The sequence below is a fragment of the Plantibacter sp. PA-3-X8 genome (genome assembly GCF_003856975.1).
Classification (GTDB): Bacteria; Actinomycetota; Actinomycetes; order Actinomycetales; family Microbacteriaceae; genus Plantibacter; species Plantibacter auratus.
In genome coordinates this window covers 624149-640342 of the sequence record NZ_CP033107.1, presented here as the reverse complement: position 1 = coordinate 640342, position 16194 = coordinate 624149, and the positions used below count along the sequence as shown (strand labels likewise).

General features: G+C 69.7%; 19 protein-coding genes. 12 read left to right on the top strand and 7 right to left on the bottom strand.

Annotation, left to right across the window (positions count from 1 at the left end; genetic code table 11):
• The first annotated feature begins 50 nt into the window (after positions 1-50).
• Entirely contained in the window at positions 51-836 is a 786-nt protein-coding gene (locus EAO79_RS03160; protein ID WP_124767762.1) for an SDR family NAD(P)-dependent oxidoreductase, read from the top strand.
• A gap of 61 nt (positions 837-897) precedes the next feature.
• Positions 898-1407, top strand: coding sequence for an RES family NAD+ phosphorylase (locus EAO79_RS03155; RefSeq protein WP_241160971.1), 510 nt, complete (start codon positions 898-900; stop codon positions 1405-1407).
• Between the two features lie 46 nt (positions 1408-1453).
• On the opposite strand, the gene EAO79_RS03150 is transcribed toward EAO79_RS03155, so the two are convergent.
• A complete protein-coding gene (locus tag EAO79_RS03150) occupies positions 1454-1951 on the bottom strand; it encodes a CGNR zinc finger domain-containing protein (RefSeq protein ID WP_124767761.1) in 498 nt (165 codons plus the stop codon).
• An 85-nt stretch (positions 1952-2036) separates the two neighbouring features.
• Between EAO79_RS03150 and EAO79_RS03145 the strand changes: the two genes are divergently transcribed.
• Positions 2037-2909, top strand: a complete 873-nt coding sequence (locus tag EAO79_RS03145; RefSeq protein ID WP_124767760.1) for an alpha/beta fold hydrolase — start codon at positions 2037-2039, stop codon at positions 2907-2909.
• A 62-nt stretch (positions 2910-2971) separates the two neighbouring features.
• Here the strand turns inward: EAO79_RS03145 and EAO79_RS03140 are convergent, their stop codons facing one another.
• The 3 genes from EAO79_RS03140 to EAO79_RS03130 all read right to left on the bottom strand — a co-directional run bounded on the left by EAO79_RS03140 (position 2972) and on the right by EAO79_RS03130 (position 6033).
• Positions 2972-3769, bottom strand: coding sequence for a hypothetical protein (locus EAO79_RS03140; protein ID WP_124767759.1), 798 nt, complete (start codon positions 3767-3769; stop codon positions 2972-2974).
• A 171-nt stretch (positions 3770-3940) separates the two neighbouring features.
• Complete coding sequence (locus EAO79_RS03135) at positions 3941-4870, bottom strand: hypothetical protein (protein ID WP_124767758.1); 930 nt, start codon at positions 4868-4870, stop codon at positions 3941-3943.
• Positions 4871-5091: 221 nt separating this feature from the next.
• Positions 5092-6033 carry an SDR family NAD(P)-dependent oxidoreductase gene (locus tag EAO79_RS03130; RefSeq protein WP_124767757.1) on the bottom strand — a complete coding sequence of 314 codons (942 nt, stop codon included), beginning with the start codon at positions 6031-6033 and terminating at the stop codon, positions 5092-5094.
• Positions 6034-6082: 49 nt separating this feature from the next.
• Between EAO79_RS03130 and EAO79_RS03125 the strand changes: the two genes are divergently transcribed.
• The 3 genes from EAO79_RS03125 to EAO79_RS19005 all read left to right on the top strand — a co-directional run bounded on the left by EAO79_RS03125 (position 6083) and on the right by EAO79_RS19005 (position 7717).
• The gene (locus tag EAO79_RS03125) at positions 6083-6511 is read left to right on the top strand and encodes a MarR family winged helix-turn-helix transcriptional regulator (RefSeq protein ID WP_124767756.1); all 429 of its coding nucleotides are present in this window, start codon (positions 6083-6085) and stop codon (positions 6509-6511) included.
• 95 nt (positions 6512-6606) lie between these two features.
• Positions 6607-7506 carry a MerR family transcriptional regulator gene (locus EAO79_RS03120; RefSeq protein WP_124767755.1) on the top strand — a complete coding sequence of 300 codons (900 nt, stop codon included), beginning with the start codon at positions 6607-6609 and terminating at the stop codon, positions 7504-7506.
• Positions 7507-7567: 61 nt separating this feature from the next.
• Positions 7568-7717, top strand: a complete 150-nt coding sequence (locus EAO79_RS19005; RefSeq protein ID WP_164486883.1) for a hypothetical protein — start codon at positions 7568-7570, stop codon at positions 7715-7717.
• Positions 7718-7784: 67 nt separating this feature from the next.
• Here the strand turns inward: EAO79_RS19005 and EAO79_RS03115 are convergent, their stop codons facing one another.
• Positions 7785-8468 carry a response regulator transcription factor gene (locus EAO79_RS03115; protein ID WP_206428274.1) on the bottom strand — a complete coding sequence of 228 codons (684 nt, stop codon included), beginning with the start codon at positions 8466-8468 and terminating at the stop codon, positions 7785-7787.
• A 116-nt stretch (positions 8469-8584) separates the two neighbouring features.
• Between EAO79_RS03115 and EAO79_RS03110 the strand changes: the two genes are divergently transcribed.
• The 5 genes from EAO79_RS03110 to EAO79_RS03090 are packed head-to-tail and all read left to right on the top strand — an operon-like array spanning position 8585 to position 13981.
• Entirely contained in the window at positions 8585-9199 is a 615-nt protein-coding gene (locus EAO79_RS03110) for a hypothetical protein (RefSeq protein ID WP_124767754.1), read from the top strand.
• On the top strand, positions 9196-10239 hold the full coding sequence (locus EAO79_RS03105; protein WP_124767753.1) for a hypothetical protein: 1044 nt from the start codon (positions 9196-9198) through the stop codon (positions 10237-10239). The genes EAO79_RS03110 and EAO79_RS03105 overlap by 4 nt, the downstream gene beginning before the upstream one ends.
• Positions 10236-10937 (top strand): ABC transporter ATP-binding protein, encoded by a 702-nt coding sequence (locus EAO79_RS03100; RefSeq protein ID WP_124767752.1) that lies wholly within the window; start codon positions 10236-10238, stop codon positions 10935-10937. Before EAO79_RS03105 ends, EAO79_RS03100 begins: the two co-directional genes overlap by 4 nt.
• Complete coding sequence (locus EAO79_RS03095; protein ID WP_124767751.1) at positions 10930-12117, top strand: ABC transporter permease; 1188 nt, start codon at positions 10930-10932, stop codon at positions 12115-12117. Before EAO79_RS03100 ends, EAO79_RS03095 begins: the two co-directional genes overlap by 8 nt.
• Before the next feature lie 58 nt (positions 12118-12175).
• Positions 12176-13981 (top strand): cell wall metabolism sensor histidine kinase WalK, encoded by a 1806-nt coding sequence (locus tag EAO79_RS03090; RefSeq protein WP_164486882.1) that lies wholly within the window; start codon positions 12176-12178, stop codon positions 13979-13981.
• Between the two features lie 42 nt (positions 13982-14023).
• Here EAO79_RS03090 and EAO79_RS03085 read toward each other — a convergent pair whose 3' ends face one another.
• Positions 14024-14368, bottom strand: a complete 345-nt coding sequence (locus tag EAO79_RS03085) for a cupin domain-containing protein (protein WP_124767749.1) — start codon at positions 14366-14368, stop codon at positions 14024-14026.
• 51 nt (positions 14369-14419) lie between these two features.
• Positions 14420-15256, bottom strand: coding sequence for a hypothetical protein (locus EAO79_RS03080; RefSeq protein ID WP_124767748.1), 837 nt, complete (start codon positions 15254-15256; stop codon positions 14420-14422).
• 133 nt (positions 15257-15389) lie between these two features.
• On the opposite strand from EAO79_RS03080, the gene EAO79_RS03075 reads away from it, so the two are divergent.
• Positions 15390-16145 carry a hypothetical protein gene (locus tag EAO79_RS03075; protein ID WP_124767747.1) on the top strand — a complete coding sequence of 252 codons (756 nt, stop codon included), beginning with the start codon at positions 15390-15392 and terminating at the stop codon, positions 16143-16145.
• The last annotated feature ends 49 nt before the right edge of the window (positions 16146-16194 follow it).

Genomic DNA, 16194 nt, shown 5'->3' with positions numbered 1-16194 from the left:
TCAGCCGGCCACAGAACATCCGGAGAACGACGACGCCGATGGAGGCACACATGAACAGATACGACGACAGGCGAGTCCTCATCACCGGGGCAGGCTCCGGTATCGGACAGGCGACGACCCTGCGGATCCTCGCGGAAGGCGGGACGGTCGTCGCCGCGGACATCAGCGACACAGGCCTGGCGGACACCGCGTCGAAGGCAGGCTTTGACCTCGAACGCTTCCATCCGGTGATCATCGACATCGGTGACGAAGGATCGGTCCGTGGCGGCGTGGAGGAGGCCGTCGGAATCCTCGGCGGGCTCGACGTCCTCGTCAACGCGGCCGGCATCCTGCGTTCCTCCCACACGGCGACGACCAGCCTGGAGAGCTTCCAACAGATCATCCGCGTCAACCTCACCGGGACGTTCCTCATGATCCGCGAGGCCCTTCCAGCCCTGCAGCGGGGTACTGGAGCTGCCGTCGTGAACTTCAGCTCCACATCCGCCGGCTTCGCCCATCCCTACATGGCCGCGTACGCCGCGAGCAAGGGAGGCGTGCAGTCGATGACGCACGCGCTCGCCGCCGAGTACGCCAAGGATGGCATCCGGTTCACCTCCGTCCAGCCGGGCTCCATCTCATCCGGGATGACCAGCGGGACGGGCATGAGCGGTCAAAGCGTGGGTCCGGGCCTGCCGGACGACGTCGACTACAGCCTCATGATGAAGCTCCAACCCATGCTCGGTGAAGGCTTCGCCTCACCCGATGCCGTCGCGGGCGTCGTCGCGATGCTCGCGAGCGCCGACGGCGCGTTCATCACAGGCACGGAGGTCCGGATCGACGGCGGAACCCACGCCTGACCCCTCGATCACCTGCTGACATCGGGTCGCGCGCGACATTCCGCGGTGAGAAGCTTGCGTTGTGACCGGTATCGACCTGACCTTCGCGCCACCGCTGAGGGGCACGTTCTATCGCGCCGTCGACCCGAGCTTCCGCGAGTTCGCGATCGCCGGATCGCGTGCCGCCGGGCGCTACTCGCGGGCGAACGAGCCGACGCTCTACCTGAGCTCGTCCATCGATGGCGTCGAGGCCGCGATGATCGCACACCAGGATGCTCGGGCGGCGGCGCGCGAGATCGTGGAGGTCGATGTCGAGGCGTCCGGCATCGTCGACCTGCGCGACCTGGGAGCGCTGGAGTCGGCAGGCATCGACCTCGCCGACGCAGCGGCCCCATGGCAGGACGTCGTCGCCGGCGGAGGCACGCCGACATCGTGGAGTGTCCGCGACCGCCTGCTGGCAGGCGGCGCGAACGGCGTGATCGACCCCTCGCGAAAACGCCCGGGGCTCTGGCATCTGGTGCTCTTCCGCTGGAACGAGCCTGGTGCGCCTACCGTCAGCTTGAGAGGGACTCATGTTGCCGCCGCGAAGTGACGCCGCGAGACGACGTTCGTCCTGATCCGAGCGTGTGCCGGGCCGCTCAGCTCTGAGCGCGGCGCGCATGCGTGCGCGCCTTCATCCGGTTGCCGCAGACCGCCATCGAGCACCACTTCGCGGTGCCAGGCCGGCTGTGGTCGACGAGGAACTGCGTGCACTCGTGGTTCGCGCAGGCACGGAGGCGCCCGGGGAACTCCGTGATCACGCTCGACCACGCCAGCACGACCCCCGCCACCAAGCGATCGTCGTCAGGGACCTGAAGCTCCCAGACCACGCCATCCGGGGTGATACGCGGCGTGCGCACGGCATCGTCGAGGATGCCCGCGAGGTCTCTGATCGCTCCTCCGTCATCTCCACGGACCATGGTCTGCAGCGCCTGTCTCGCACGTCGGAGGCGCGCCACCTCGTCCACGGATCCCGTGCCGCCCCAGCTGCGCGCCAGGTCTCGTCCGGTCGCCCCCTCGAGACGGTCGGTCGGGGTGCCCTCGACGACCGGCGCACTGTTCAACAGGCCCAGCAGCAGCTCCTCGTCGCGAAGCATCGTTCTCCGTTCTCGTGCGCCGTCCGACGCCCTGGATCCATGCTACCGTCTGACTAACCAGTAAAATAATCTAAAGGGGTTAGCAATGGTCACCGTCCACCACCGCACCGTCTCGATCGACGGGCTCGACGTCTTCTACCGCGAGGCCGGCCCGGCAGACGCTCCCGTGCTCCTGCTCCTCCACGGGTACCCGAGCAGCTCCCACATGTTCCGGCACCTCATCCCGGCGCTTGCCGGCCAGTACCGCGTCATCGCTCCGGACCACATCGGCTTCGGTCGCTCCTCCACCCCATCGGTCGACGAGTTCGAGTACACCTTCGCGGCCCTCGCAGGGGTCACCGGCCGGTTCCTCTCGACCATCGGCGTGACGCAGTACACGATCTACGTCCAGGACTACGGCGCCCCGGTCGGCTGGCGCCTGGCCCTCAACGACCCCACTGCCGTCGTCGGGGTCATCTCCCAGAACGGCAACGCATACGAAGAAGGCTTCGTGCCGAGCTTCTGGGACCCGATCTGGGCCGACGCCGCCGAACGGACCACCGAGACGCGCGACGCGCTTCGTCCTGCCCTCGGACGGGAAGCCGTCGAGTGGCAGTACACCCACGGCGTGCCGGACGTGACGACCGTCGACCCCGACGCCTGGGAGCACGACCTCGCGCTCCTCGCCCGTCCGGGTCAGGACGACGTGCAGCTGGCGCTCTTCCGCGACTACGCCACCAACCGGGACCTCTACCCCGCGGTGCACGAATGGCTCCGCACCTCACAGGTACCGGTGCTCGCGATCTGGGGGCGTCACGACGAGATCTTCGCCGCCGCCGGTGCCACAGCGTTCATCCGCGACGCCCCCGATGCTCGCGTCGAGCTCGTCGACGGCGGACACTTCCTCCTCGAATCCGACCTCGACCACGTCGCTGACACCATCACGGACTGGCTCCGGATGAGTGACCGAAGCGCTTAGCCCGGCGGGTTGGTCCCTACGCCTGGACCGAGGTCAGCGGCGGCGCGTTCGGCTCGGACGGCTCAGGCTGCTGGCGGGTTGATCGTCAGTACGCCGGGTAGTCCGGAGGCTGCGAACGCCGCTTGGATGGCGGCGGTGACCTGGTCATCCGGTTTGCTGAGGTTGGCGTGGAGCGTGGTTTCGCCGTCGGCGACGGTGTAGATGATGCTGTCCAGGCCCGATGATCCCTGGAACGGGATGGTGAGCGCTTCGAGGAAGTCGGCGAGTGCAGCGGGTGGTGTCTCGTCAGTGGTGATGCGTACGCCCTTGTAGGCGCCGGTGCCGCTGTCCCAGGTCAGGGTCCATCGGACGGGACCGACGGTGTCCTCGAGGCGGTCGCCGGTCGTGTGCTGGCGGAGCAGGTCGACGAAGTCGGTGTACCGTCCCCGCTCGGAAGCGTCCAGATGGGCGGGGGCGTCGGTGGCGAAGTACAGCGTGATCGGCCCCGGTCCGGCCAGGTGTTCGGCGACCGACACCCAGCCGTCGTCCGAGATGGTGTTCCAGTTCTCGGCGAACACTGTCGAACGGGCGGCCGTTTCGACGGTGCTGATGTCGCAGGGTGCGAAGCGGTCGGTGGGTGCGAGTGACTGCAGGACCGTCGCCGTCTGATCGACCGTGATGTCCTCGTCGAGGTCCACCGACAGGGTGCAGCTCGAGCCGGAGCTGTAGGTGAATTCCTTCGCGTACGCCGAGACGGTGCCGTGTTCGCCGACGACCTCCTGGAGGGCCGGTGTCACCCGCCAGGAGGCGATCCTCATCGTCGAGCAGGAGTACAGGATCATCGCTGCGATGCAGGCCATGGCGATGAGGAGGACGAGCACGACGATCCGGCCGGCCCTACTGCGGCGGGTGCGTGGCGATCTCGGCCGGGGTTCGCGAAGGGTCGGCTGGACGAACACGTCACACCACTTCCTGTGTGGCCGAGCTGCGTCGGCGGAGGCGACCGGTGCCGACGGCGGCCGCGCGCGGTCCGATCGTCGCCGTCGCGGACATCATCGTCGGGAGAAGAGCCGCTCGAACAGCGAGGGCTTCGGAGCGGGCCGGCTGCCGGCGATCCGGCGCATCCGTGCCTGGATCTCCGGATCGCTCTGCATCGCCAACATCGCCAACCGTGCCGACCCGAGACCCCACTGCGACCAGTGCTTCGCGTGAGCCGTTACCGCCGTGATCTGGCTGAGCTGGTTCAGATCGCTGAGTTCCCGCCATCGCGTGAGGTCGAGCATCGCGATCTCCTCGGCATAGGTCTCGTTCACCCGGGTGATCCCGGCGTTGCCCGCTCGACGGCGCGCAGGGGTCTCGGCCGAGGCGTCGCCCGTCGCGAGGTGGATGGTGGCGAGCTCGTCGAGCAACTCCTCGAACACTGCGTGCAGCTCGGAACGGACCTTGGGGGCCGTCGCGATGACCTGGTCCTCCTCGGTCCTCCACGCGATGAGCACGCCGCCGGAGCAGAGGCGGCACAGTTGCCTGGGCACGATGCGGCTCGTGGCGTAGCCGCACTGGCAATACCCCGCGATGTTGGCAAGGGTGTCGTCGAGTGAGACGAAGGTGCTGTTCTCCTCCGACTCGGCCTCTTCCACGGACTCCATCAGCAGCAGGGCTCCGGGCACGCCGACGGCCGCCGCCCGTCCGACGTAGGTGCCGGGCACCCGCGTGATCTTCGCGGTCCACAGGTCGACGTCCTCGGCACTGAACAGCCCACTGGTCTGACGGACGTACTCACTGACGCTCCGCTCGACGATCGCCTCGAGCTCGGTGTCGAGTCGCTTCATCGCCGTATCGTCCGACGGGTCGGCGAATCGTTCGTTCAGCGCGATCACGGCTTCGCGGCCGCGAGCCACGATCGCCTGGTGCACGGCTGCGGCGCGCGGGTTCCGCTGCAGCAGCAGCTCCTCAGTGCCGAGTATCTCGATGCTCGTGATCATGGGGTTCCTCGCAGCGTTGTGGTCGCGCCTTCCGCGTGCTCTGGCGGTGCGCCCCGGAGACTCACTGGTTCAATCCGACGACTGTGATGCGATTCCCCATGGCCAAACAGTACTGGTCCCGTGTCGCCGAGCAGATGGGGACCGCTCCCCATCATCACGGCGGCAGGCCGCCCACTGGCCGGCAGGGAGCACCCGACGAACCTCCGGGCAGTGCCGCCGGGTCAGTCCCGCGCCGTGAGGATGGGCCTGCCGAGGAGACGCTCGGTCTCGTCCCAGATGAATGCACCCAGTTCCGGATCGAGGCTGATGGGCGGTGCGGGCACGATCCGCGGGATTCCGACCTCACGCCGTTCTGGACCGATGTACGCCATGGACGGGAGGGCGGGAGCGGTCACGGCGAGCACCGCCGACTGCGCTGCGTGCTGTTTGCCGGCGACGATTCGCGAGAAGAGTGGTCCGAGGACGGCGCCTGCGGCACGCTGGAGTGCGCTGCGCTGATGGATTCCGGGCCGGTCGACGGTCAGGGCGTCGATGGCGGCTCCAGGGTGCACCACGATCGACCGGGTCGAGTGCCCGCGGTCCTCGAGTCGCCTGGCCAGCTCGAACCCGAACAGCTGCACGGCATGTTTGGAGTTGGTGTACGCGATGCGGGGTCGGTAGTCGCGAACGGAGAGCCAGTCCGTCGGGTCGAACGGATACTTCTCGGTGACGAAGCTGCCCAGGTGGATGACCCGCGCGGCGGGCGTCCGCTCGAGCGCCGGGAGAGCAAGGCGAAGGAGTTCGGCGTGAGCGAGGTGGTTCACGCCCATGGTGTGATCGACGCCGAACGGCCCGGATCGGCGCGTTCGATCAGGGCTGACCACACCGGCGTTCAGTACAAGCCCGTCGAGGCGATCGAGCTCCGCCAACCGCCCGCCTGCGGAGCGGACGGTGTCGACGTCGTCGAGGTCCGCCACCAGCACGCGATGGCGATGAGGATGGGGCAGCAGCTCGACCGCGGCGAGTGCGCGATTCGCGGAGCGTCCGATGACGATGACCGCCGCCCCGAGCTCGGCGAGCTGCTCGGCGATGAAGTACCCGACGCCCGAGGTGGCTCCGGTGACCGCGATGACGCGGGAGTCGAGCCGATCGGCGGACGTCTGAAGCTTCGAGTATTGAATCATATCCAGACCATAACACTTCAAGAGTCGAAGGAACTGGTACGGTTACCCCATGGATCCGAGAACCGCCGACATGGCTGCTGCCGTCCTGGCGGCGTTCGACGTCACGGCCCGCACGACGGAGGCGGTGACGCCTGCGCTCGACGAGCTCGACCTCACCATGAACACCGCGTATGCGTTGTGGATGGTCGACCCGGACGCGGAGAGCCTGGCGATGAAGGAGCTGGCGGCTCGCATGCACTGCACCCCTCCCAACGCGACCTTCCTCTACGGACAACTCGAGCAGCGAGGGCTCGTGGAGCGACTGCCCCACCCGTCGGATCGCCGTCAGCGGATGGTCTCCCTGTCTGAGCGTGGACGGGCCGTCAGGGCGTCGATGATCGACGTCGTCCTCCTGCACGGCCCACTCAACGGCCTCACGCGGCGGGAACTCGCGGTCGTCGGTCGTCTCCTCGAGAAAGCGGCCAGGTCGCGCCCGTAGCAGGCGGCTGAGGCGCTGCGGCTTGCTCCTGCCGCAGCGGCATGTGGTCTGCTTGAAGCACATCCCATCCCGTCCTGATCCGAGAGGTCCGCCCCATGCACCCGTTCCCGACCCCGCCCCGTCAGGTCCTGATCGGCGACGCCGCGGCGTTCGTCGGCATCACGCCCCGGACGATCCGCCACTACCACCAGGTCGGCCTACTGCCCGAGCGCGAACGGGGCAGCGACGGCCGCCGTCGGTACGGCTCCGAGGAGATCATCCGGTTGCTCTGGATCCGCCGTATGGCCGACGCCGGGATCGCCCTCGACGACATCCGCGACGCCTTCGACGGCGCCGCACCGGGTGGCGCCGACGGCGAGGACGAGGTTGCAGGTGTCCTCGCTCGGCTCGAGGACACCCTCGCCGCGCAGGATGCCGAGTTGCAAGCGAAGCGGGCCTCGGTGCAGCGCATGCGGGCCCTCGGCAGTCGACTGGGACTGCTCGACGACCTCGTCTCCGGCCGTCTCGAGGGCGCGCCGGAGGGCTCACTGCGCCAGGACGACCTGGACATCCTGCTGGTCACGGAGCGGGTCTTCGGTCCGCTCGGCGCCGCCGTCCAGGCCGGCCGCTTCGTGGCGCTGGCCGCCGATCCGGCACTGCGAGCGGAAGCCGACCGGGTCGACGCCGCCGAGGAGGCCCTGGACGACACGGTCGCGGTCGACGACCCGCGGGTGGCACAGGTGGCCGCCGAACGACATGCCTTCGAGACCGCGCTCATGCACGTCATGGAGGAGTCCGGACAGGGGGAGGAGGACGACGCCCTCTTCGACGCCTGGGACGAGCTGCACCCGCTCGAGGACGCCGACGCGGCGCCCGCCCCCGAGCCCGCAGCGGGTTCCCGCCTGAGGAGCGCGGCGGAGACCATCCGGAGCATGCCCTACGACTTCTCCCCGGCCCGTGTGCGTTCCATGGAGCTGGCGGTGCAACTCGGCGCGGCGGCGGTGCCGGCGCCCTGAGCGGGGCCTGCTGCTCGGCGAAGGTGCCCGGATCCTGTCGAAGCCGTATCCAGTCCCGGTGGTGACCGTGCGATCCATCGCCTCAGCCGATGGGCGACAGCAGGGCCCCCTCATCGTCAGCGAACCCGTGACCGGGCCCCTCGCCGAGCGGTACGCGGCGAACGTCCTGCGCAGCCGCGACATCCACGACCTCGTCCTCAACAACACCTGATCTCGAGGGCATCCTCGCGAGGTCCAGGCCACACCGCGCCGATCCTCGCGAGGCGTCCGGGCCTCGCTCAGCCCGCGTGGAGGGCGTACCCGACCCCGTAGACGGTGACGAGGCGGGTGGGCTGCTGTGGGTCGGACTCGATCTTGGCCCGGAGGTTCTTCACGTGGGTGTCGATGGTGCGGCCTCCGATCCAGCGGTCGGTCCCGTGGAGACGATCGAGCAGGCGGGCACGGCTGAGGACGATGCCGGGATGCAGGGCGAACTCCTCGAGGAGGTCGAACTCGGCACGCGTGAGGTCGAGCAGCCGATCCGCGAGGGTGGCTCGATGCCGGTCCGGGTCGATCTCGAGGTCTCCGACGGTGATGACCGTCGAGGCCGGCACCGTGCGGCGGGCTCGTCGCAACAGCGCTCGGACCCGGGCGACGAGTTCGCGGGGGCTGTAGGGCTTCGCGAGGTAGTCGTCGGCACCGAGTTCGAGCCCGAGTAGCAGGTCGTTCTCGGTGGAGCGTGCGGTGAGGAGCAGGATCGGGAGGTCGAACTGCTCCTCGCGAAGCGTGCGGCAGACCGTGAGGCCGTCGGCCCCGGGGAGCATGACGTCGAGGACGAGCAGGTCGGGCGCGGAGCGACGCACCTCGGAGAGCGCTTCGGCACCGTCGGCCAGGACGGTCACGTCGTGCCCCTCCCGTTCGAGGTAGCGGCGGACGAGCTCCGACTGCAGGGCATCGTCCTCGACGATCAAGACTCTGGTCACGATCCGATCCTAGGCACGGGCTCGGCGCGCGGTCGGGCTCCGGACCGATCGCTCACAAGTCCTTCACATCCCTCGGCGAGCGTGGGTCACAGCCGCTCACGACACGAGGAGGAACCGTGACACCCATCATCCACCGATCCCTGACCGCCGCCGCGGGTGCCCTGGCGCTCCTGGCGGCACTCACCGCTTGCGCCGCACCCTCCGCCGATCAGGCAGGAGACGGAGGCATCGCGACGTTGGAGACCGCCGCTCCGACGCCCACCGAGGCCGCCGACCCGCTCGTCGCGAAGTACGGCGAGCCCGTGCGTCTGCGTCTCGACATGTCGGATGAGGAGGAGGCCGACGCGTGGAAGCCACGGGACCGCTGTCTCGCAGACCACAGCCCGGCGACGCCGGACGCTCCGACGGGCGGTGATGGAGACGCGGTTACCGGCGGCGTCGCAGAGGATCTCGCGGGGTTCGCCGAGGCCGAGGCGCTCTGCCAGCGCGTGGCACCCTTGCCGCCGTGGGAGCTCGACGCTCAGAACCCGGACGCCCTACGGTTCGCGCAGCGCGTGGTGGACTGCCTGCACGAACGCGGTGTCCGCGAGGTCGAGATCACCGAGCCGGATGCGTTCGGCCGGATCAACCTCGCCTTCGGTGGCGAGGCCAACGACGCCACCTCGATCTCACTGGGGATGCAGTACGTGGACGCCTGCATGGTGTCCGCATCGGATGGGAGCACCGAATGACCCGGTCGCGTCGCCGCACCGCGCTCGTCGGATCGCTCGTGCTCTGTGCCGTCCTCGCGGCGGGGGCCGGAGGGGCCGCCCTGCTCCTCCGGCCCGTGGCCGACGCAGCCCCGGTCGAGCAGACCGCCGCGCCGGCCACCGCTGTCGTCGAGTGGGGTGAGCTCGTGCAGACCGCTCGCCTCGACGGCACCGTCGGCTTCGGTACCGCGGTCCCCGTGACGACGAAGGCCGACGGCATCATCACCGGGTTGCCCGACGTCGGCGCGACACTCGATCGGGGATCCGTGGCACTGCGCGCGAACGAGCGACCGGTACCGGTGCTGATCGGAGCGCTTCCGCTCTATCGCGCGATCGACGGCTCGGGGATGGAGGGGGCGGATGTGAGCATGGTCGCTTCGAACCTGATGGACCTCGGACATCTCAGCCGTAGTGATCCGGAGACCTTCGAGACCGGGTGGGAGTTCACCGAGGCCGTCCGGGACTGGCAGGAATCGCTCGGCCTGGAGTGCACCGGCACGCTGGCCCCCGCCGACGTGGTCGTCTTGAGTGCGCCGAGTCGCATCGCCGCAGTGACGGCACGCCTCGGTGACGCGGCGGGCGGTCAGCCGTTCTCGGTCACCCCCACGACACGCGTCGTCGATGCGTCGGTCCCGGCGCAGGACGCGGGAGTGATCGGGGCCGGCGCGAAAGCGACGATCGAACTGCCCGACGGGCGCGCCGTCGGCGGGTCCATCGTCACGGTGACCACGACCGGGGAAGGAACCGACGCGAAGGTCCGCGCGCTCGTCGCGATCGACGATCAGGCTGCACTCGCGGGCGTCGACGCCGCCGCCGTGACCGTTCGGGTCGTCACGAGATCCGTGCCGGACGTGCTGATCGTGCCCGTCGCCGCACTCGTGGCGCTCGCCGAAGGGGGCTACGCGCTGCAGGACGACCGCGGCCGACTCCACGGTGTCGAGATCGGCCTCATCGCAGACGACCGGGTCGAGGTCAGCGGTGCAGGGATCGAGGCCGGCATGACGGTGGTGTCGGCACGATGACGACGCCGGCACTCGAGCTCGAGCACGTCAGCCGCGTCCACCCCGGCGGGGTCGCTGCACTCGACGACGTCTCGTTGCAGATCGACCCGGGTGAACTCACCGCGATCGTCGGACGCTCCGGCGCCGGCAAGTCGACCTTGCTCAACGTCCTCGGCACGCTCGACCGTCCCACGACCGGCGTGGTCCGCATCGGCGGCACCGACACCCGTGACCTCACGGATCGCGCGCTGTCCACCTTGCGCGGGAGCTCGATCGGGTTCGTCTTCCAGGGCTTCCATCTGACCGACGGCGTGACCGCAGAACAGAACGTCGCAATGGCGCTGCTCTACAGCGGCGTTCCCAGGCGGGAGCGCCGTGACCTCGCCCGCGCGGCACTCGAGCGCGTGGGACTCGAGCACCGCATCGGGCACGCGGCGCAGGACCTCTCCGGCGGTGAACGACAGCGGGTCGCCATCGCCCGGGCGATCGTGACCGACCCGCTCGTCGTCCTCGCCGACGAACCCACCGGCGCCCTCGACACGGCGAACGGCGAACGCGTGCTCAGCCTCCTCGAGCGACTGCACGACGAGGGCACCACCGTCGTCGTCATCACCCATGACGTCGAGCTCGCCGCACGACTGCCACGACGCATCGAGCTGCGGGACGGCCGCATCATCACCGACACCCGGACCGACACCAGGGCGGTGCCGCATGCGTGAGCGTCGCAGACGTCTCGACCCCCGGGATCTGCTCGCCGTCGGCACGGTCGGGCTTCGCACCCGACCGCTTCGCGCCGTGCTGTCGACCATCGGGATCGCCATCGGCATCGCGACACTGGTGACCGTCACCGCCGTGCCCGCGTCCTCCCAGGCCGCGCTCGATCAACAGCTCACGGCGCTCGGAGCGGACCTGCTGCGAGCCGACCCTCGCGCAGGCGCAGACGGAACCCCCGTACCGCTTCCGGCCGAGGCACTCGGCATGCTGCAGCGCATCGGAACCGTGAAGGATGCCGCCACGGTCGGCAACGCCCACGCGCCCGTCCGCAGCAACGAGCTCCGCGGGTACCCGGAGACCGGGCTGACCACACTCGCGGTCCGCGGTGATCTTCGCGAGGTGCTGCGAACGGACGTGACCTCCGGCCGCTGGCTCGACGGGAGCGACCTGCCGACGGCCGTGCTCGGCATCGACGCCGCTGATCGGCTCGGCCTGTCGCAGCTCCCCGACCGGCCCGTCACGATCGACGTCGACGGCGTCGCGTTCACCGTGATCGGCGTGCTCGCAGCGACGCCGCTCTCCGCCGACGTGCAATCGGCGGTCCTCGTCGACGATGCTGCCGCGCGGCGCTGGCTGAGCTTCGACGGCGCACCGACGGTCGCCTACGTCACAGGTGTCGAGGCGTCGATCGACGCCTTGCGGCCGGTCGTCGCCGCAACCCTCTCCCCGGGGGCGAGCGGACTCGTGCAGGTGAGCCAGCCGTCGGCCGTGCTCGCCGCGAAGGCTGCTGCCCGATCCAGCTTCGATGGACTCTTCCTCGCGCTCGCCGCAGTCGCACTCGTGATCGGAGGCATCGGCATCGCGAACACGATGTTCGTCTCCGTGCTCGAGCGTCGCCGGGAGATCGGATTGCGACGAGCGCTCGGCGCCCACCGCGGTCAGATCCAGGCACAGTTCCTCGTGGAGGCCATCCTGCTCTGCGCGGTGGGTGGCGTATCCGGAGTCGTGCTCGGTCTCCTCGGGACCGCGGCTTGGAGCGGTCTGCAGGGCTGGCCGCTGGTCGTTCCGGTGGAGACGATCCTGTCCGGCATGAGTGCCGCGCTGGTGACGGGCGCCGTCGCCGGACTCGCCCCGTCCATCCGCGCCGCCCGCCAATCGCCGACCGCGGCGCTCGCCGCGACCTGAGCGGGTCCGACGGTGCGCGGGTGCGCGGATGCGGTCCGGGATGGAAAGTGATGAGAGCATGGCCGACGACATGAGCAACAGCAGAAGAGCGGGTACCGCTGGGCCCCGGCGCGTGCCCCGGCTGCTCGCGCGCTACCTCGCGGCTGGCCTGCTGCTCGTGCTCGCCTCGGCCGGCGGTACGGTCTGGCTGGCTCAGACCTCGGAGTACCGGTACGACGAGCAGGCGTCCGGTGCCGATCTCGTGCGAGACGAGCAGGTGTTGGATGCGCTCAGGACGTGGGCCGGACGCCACGACGGCTGGAGCGATGTCGGGTCCACGCTGCTGCTGCTCAGCCAGGAGACCGGGCGTCGCATCGCCGTGGTCGACGGTGCCGGAACGGTGATCGCCGACACGGCGCCCGAGCTGCCCCGTCCGGCGGCCTCCACCCGATTGCTCGACCCGCTCGAACCCCTCGGGGACCCGGTGACATCCGAACTGCGTCTGCCCGACGGCATCAGCGGGCCGTTCTCGCTCGACGATGCGCAACGTGACCAGCTCACCGGGCAGGCCGCCGCCGTGGTGGCGTGCCTGGGCGATGCGGTCGTCGACACCGACGTGTGGGGGAGCGGCCGCCCCGTGGTCAACGGGTACGACGATGCACCGGACTGTGGCCGTGCCGCCTTGAACACCCCGCTGCCGAGCGAGCGGGTCGCCCTCGACGAGCTCCGTGATCGCACGAACGCCTGCCTGCTCGCCGCGAACGCGCCGCTGGTCACCGACGTCGAACTCGATCTGTCTCCGTCGAGCGCCCCTGCGCAGCTCGCGTTGCGCACCGTCCCGACCGGCGACGACCCGGCTGACGGGTGCCTGCTGCAGGCGCGCATCGACCAGGCTCGGGCGACGACGGCGCCTGCCGTGAACGTGGTGCTCACCGACCAGCGAGGTGACGCGCAGGGCCCGCTCGACGCGAGTCCTGGATCGATCGCCCGCGTGGGCGTGTTCGTCGTGGTGCTGCTCACACTCCTGGCGGTGGCCGCGGCGCTCATCGTCGTGCCGACCCTCCGTAGTGCCCGCCGACTCGAGACCGCGGTCGATCGGTTCAGCGCGGGCGATCGTGAGGCCCGCGCGGCGTTGCCCGCTCGCGATGACCTCGCCGGCGTCGGCGCCGCGTTCGACCGCATGTCCGGTGAGATCGCTGGACACGAAGCGTCACGGCGACGGCTACTCGGCGACATCGCCCACGAACTGCGCAGCCCGCTCACGAACATCCGCGGATGGGTCGAGGCGGCTGACGACGGTCTCGGTCTCGACGATGCGGCACTCCGCCGGCTCGTGCTCGACGAGGCCGGGCGGATGGAGCGGATCACCGGGGACCTGCAGCTCCTCGCGCTCGCGGAGGCCGGCGACCTCGTGCTGGAGCGCAGGGCGTGCGACGCGGCGGTGATCCTGCGAGAGCTCGGCGAAGCGTACCGAGCGCAGGCGGCGAGCACGGACATCGCGCTGCACGTCGAGCTCTCGGGGCCGTTGCCGCTCGAGACCGATCCTGCGCGGCTGCGGCAGATCCTCGACAATCTGCTCTCGAACGCTCTGCGCCACACGCCGCCGGGCGGTCGTGTCGACCTCGAAGCGGTGACCGCTGACGACCTGGTGCGGATCGCGGTCGTCGACACCGGCGAGGGCATCGCCCCGGCAGACCTGCCGCGGGTCTTCGACCGGCTCTGGCGCGGCGAGCCGTCTCGGGTCCGCGCCGGGCAGAGCACCGGCCTCGGTCTCTCGATCGCCCGCGGCCTCGCTGAGGCGTTGGGCGGCACGCTCGTCGCGCAGAGCGCCCTCGGCGAGGGCAGCCGCTTCGAGCTGTCGCTGCCTGCGCGCGTGCCGGAGTGACGGAATCCGCTTCGCGTCAGAGCCTCTGGTTGCAGGTCGGTCTCAGTTCGGCGCTTCACCCATCGTCAGTTCCGGCTCGACGCCGACCGGCATCGGGAACCAGGCGAGGAAGGTGACGCCCTCGTCGGTCGCGTCGAAGACGATCGTCTCGTTCGCCGGCTCATGGAATGTGTCGCCGGCGCGCAGGACGGTCTGAGGCCCGGTCCCCACTTGGAAGTTCACGGAGCCGGTTTCGATGGTGCCGAAGACCGGGCCGTTGTGCCAGTGCGCCCCGACGTGGAAGTCGGGGGCGATCGTGATGCGTCGCACTTCGACGGAGGCGAAGCTCGGAGCCCCATCGAGCGTCACCGTGCTCAGGGTCGTTCGTTCGATCGGGGATTCACTCATGGGTCGATGATGCCAGTGACTGGTGACCAACAGCCCCGGGCCGATCAGCGATCAGGACGGATGGCCGATCGTGACGCTCTCCCGCTCGGCGCGAGAGAGTTTGACCCGGGCGAGTCGGATCCGCTGGCCGGCTTTCACTGGTCGTGGCAGGGCGACGGTGAGCAATCCCTCGTCCTGGGCGCAGAACAGGCAACCGTCGGTCTGCGGGAACACCATCGGTGCTGGGATGGCGCGCAACACGCCGATCTCCTGTCTGAGCACCGCCAGGCGGTGGATGCTGAGGGAGCGTGCCACCGTGCTCGCCCGCACCGAGCGCAGCGCTCCGGCGAACACCCACACCGGCATGCGTGGTCCCGAGACGAGCATGAACGGGTTGCGGAGGTCCCGCTCGACGGTGTCGCGGCTGCCGCCGACCAGCCGATGATCGTAGGCGATCAGGGTCGGGGCCTCGCCGCCCCACTGGACAAGGCCCGTCGGGGCCTGGAGGGCGAGCCAGCCGCCCCGGCGGTAGATCCGGAACTCCCCCAGCGCTCGCATCGGGACCGACACCAGCGAGAAGCAGAACAAGAGGGCGCTCACGATCAGCCAGCCCGCGACCGCCGGCCTCGAGATCCACTCGCCGAACGCGTCGATGCTCGGCTCGGGCGCGGCGGTGAGCGCTTCGACCAGCCCGAAGGCCTGGGGGATCAGGAACGGGATGCCGATGGCCAGCCCGGGTACGAGATACTCACCCTCGGTCTTCAGTCGGCGTCGGAACCCGCTGAGGGTGCTGAGCTCCTGCTCGACCTTCCAGCGCAACTCATCCAGTCGACGGGCGTCGACGGTCGCTTCCCAGTCCGGGCCGATCCAGCCGCGCACCGGCCCACTGTCGTTCCGAGGAATGCTCACACGGCCCAGGGTAGAGGCACCGCCGCATCGCTCGACGAGTGGCCGGGAGACGTGTTCCGGCTCAGGGACCGGTTGCGCCATCCACTTGAGGAAGCTATCTTCCTATAAACACGTTCCATGAACATTGGGGGAGATGATGATTCACAAGAAGATCCTGGTACTGCTCACGTCCGGACTGGTGGTCGCCGGCGGACTCGGCGGTGTGGCAGCGCAGGCCGTGGCGAGCTCCGCGAAGGCGCCGGCGGAGGCGACCGCGACGCCGACCGCGAGCGCGACGCCGACCGAGACGCCGACCGAGACGCCGACCGAGACGCCGGCCGCGACCACGCCGCCCACCGAGTCCACGCACATCAACGAGTTCTACCTGCAGGGCCTCTGGCAGCGATTCTTCGAGGTCGGTAAAGCCGCGATGGCGTCCTGCATGACCGAAGCGGGGTTCGGGTTCGACGACACCAGCTTCGACGGGATGCCGCCAGGTCTGAGCGAGGCCGACCAGGACGCCTGGCAGGCGGCCGCGGTCCCCTGTCGTGAGGAGCGTGACGCGGCGACCGCTGCTGCCGAGGCGGCCTACGTGCCGACCGAGGAGGAGCGTGCCACGGCACTGGCGTTCGCGACGCAGTATCAGGGCTGGATCGATGCGATGCGCTCATGCATGGCCGACCGCGGCCACGAGTTCGTGGGCGCCGTCGACATGACACTCCAGGCCTACCCGTATCCCGAAGGTCAGCAGGCGACCGGGATGCCCGACGGCCTGTCTCCGGAGGAGAGCCACCAGTGGAAGTTGGATGCGACCGGCTACGACTCCAGCTACCCCGAGTCGGAGCAGAGCACCTGGGACGCGTCCTGCGGATTCGTCGCCGACGCCGCCTACGGTGGGCCGGGTCACTGATCGGTCTGTCGAGACGCCCGCGTTCTCGTTCCGACACGTCGGAGCGAGA

Coding starts and splice junctions, on each gene's coding strand:
- EAO79_RS03160 (WP_124767762.1), top strand. CDS start 51: ATGAACAGATACGACGACAGGCGAGTCCTCATCACCGGGGCAGGCTCC.
- EAO79_RS03150 (WP_124767761.1), bottom strand. CDS start 1,951: ATGCTTCGCGACGAGGAGCTGCTGCTGGGCCTGTTGAACAGTGCGCCG.
- EAO79_RS03145 (WP_124767760.1), top strand. CDS start 2,037: ATGGTCACCGTCCACCACCGCACCGTCTCGATCGACGGGCTCGACGTC.
- EAO79_RS03135 (WP_124767758.1), bottom strand. CDS start 4,870: ATGATCACGAGCATCGAGATACTCGGCACTGAGGAGCTGCTGCTGCAG.
- EAO79_RS03130 (WP_124767757.1), bottom strand. CDS start 6,033: ATGATTCAATACTCGAAGCTTCAGACGTCCGCCGATCGGCTCGACTCC.
- EAO79_RS03125 (WP_124767756.1), top strand. CDS start 6,083: ATGGATCCGAGAACCGCCGACATGGCTGCTGCCGTCCTGGCGGCGTTC.
- EAO79_RS03120 (WP_124767755.1), top strand. CDS start 6,607: ATGCACCCGTTCCCGACCCCGCCCCGTCAGGTCCTGATCGGCGACGCC.
- EAO79_RS03105 (WP_124767753.1), top strand. CDS start 9,196: ATGACCCGGTCGCGTCGCCGCACCGCGCTCGTCGGATCGCTCGTGCTC.
- EAO79_RS03100 (WP_124767752.1), top strand. CDS start 10,236: ATGACGACGCCGGCACTCGAGCTCGAGCACGTCAGCCGCGTCCACCCC.
- EAO79_RS03095 (WP_124767751.1), top strand. CDS start 10,930: ATGCGTGAGCGTCGCAGACGTCTCGACCCCCGGGATCTGCTCGCCGTC.
- EAO79_RS03090 (WP_164486882.1), top strand. CDS start 12,176: ATGGCCGACGACATGAGCAACAGCAGAAGAGCGGGTACCGCTGGGCCC.
- EAO79_RS03085 (WP_124767749.1), bottom strand. CDS start 14,368: ATGAGTGAATCCCCGATCGAACGAACGACCCTGAGCACGGTGACGCTC.
- EAO79_RS03075 (WP_124767747.1), top strand. CDS start 15,390: ATGATGATTCACAAGAAGATCCTGGTACTGCTCACGTCCGGACTGGTG.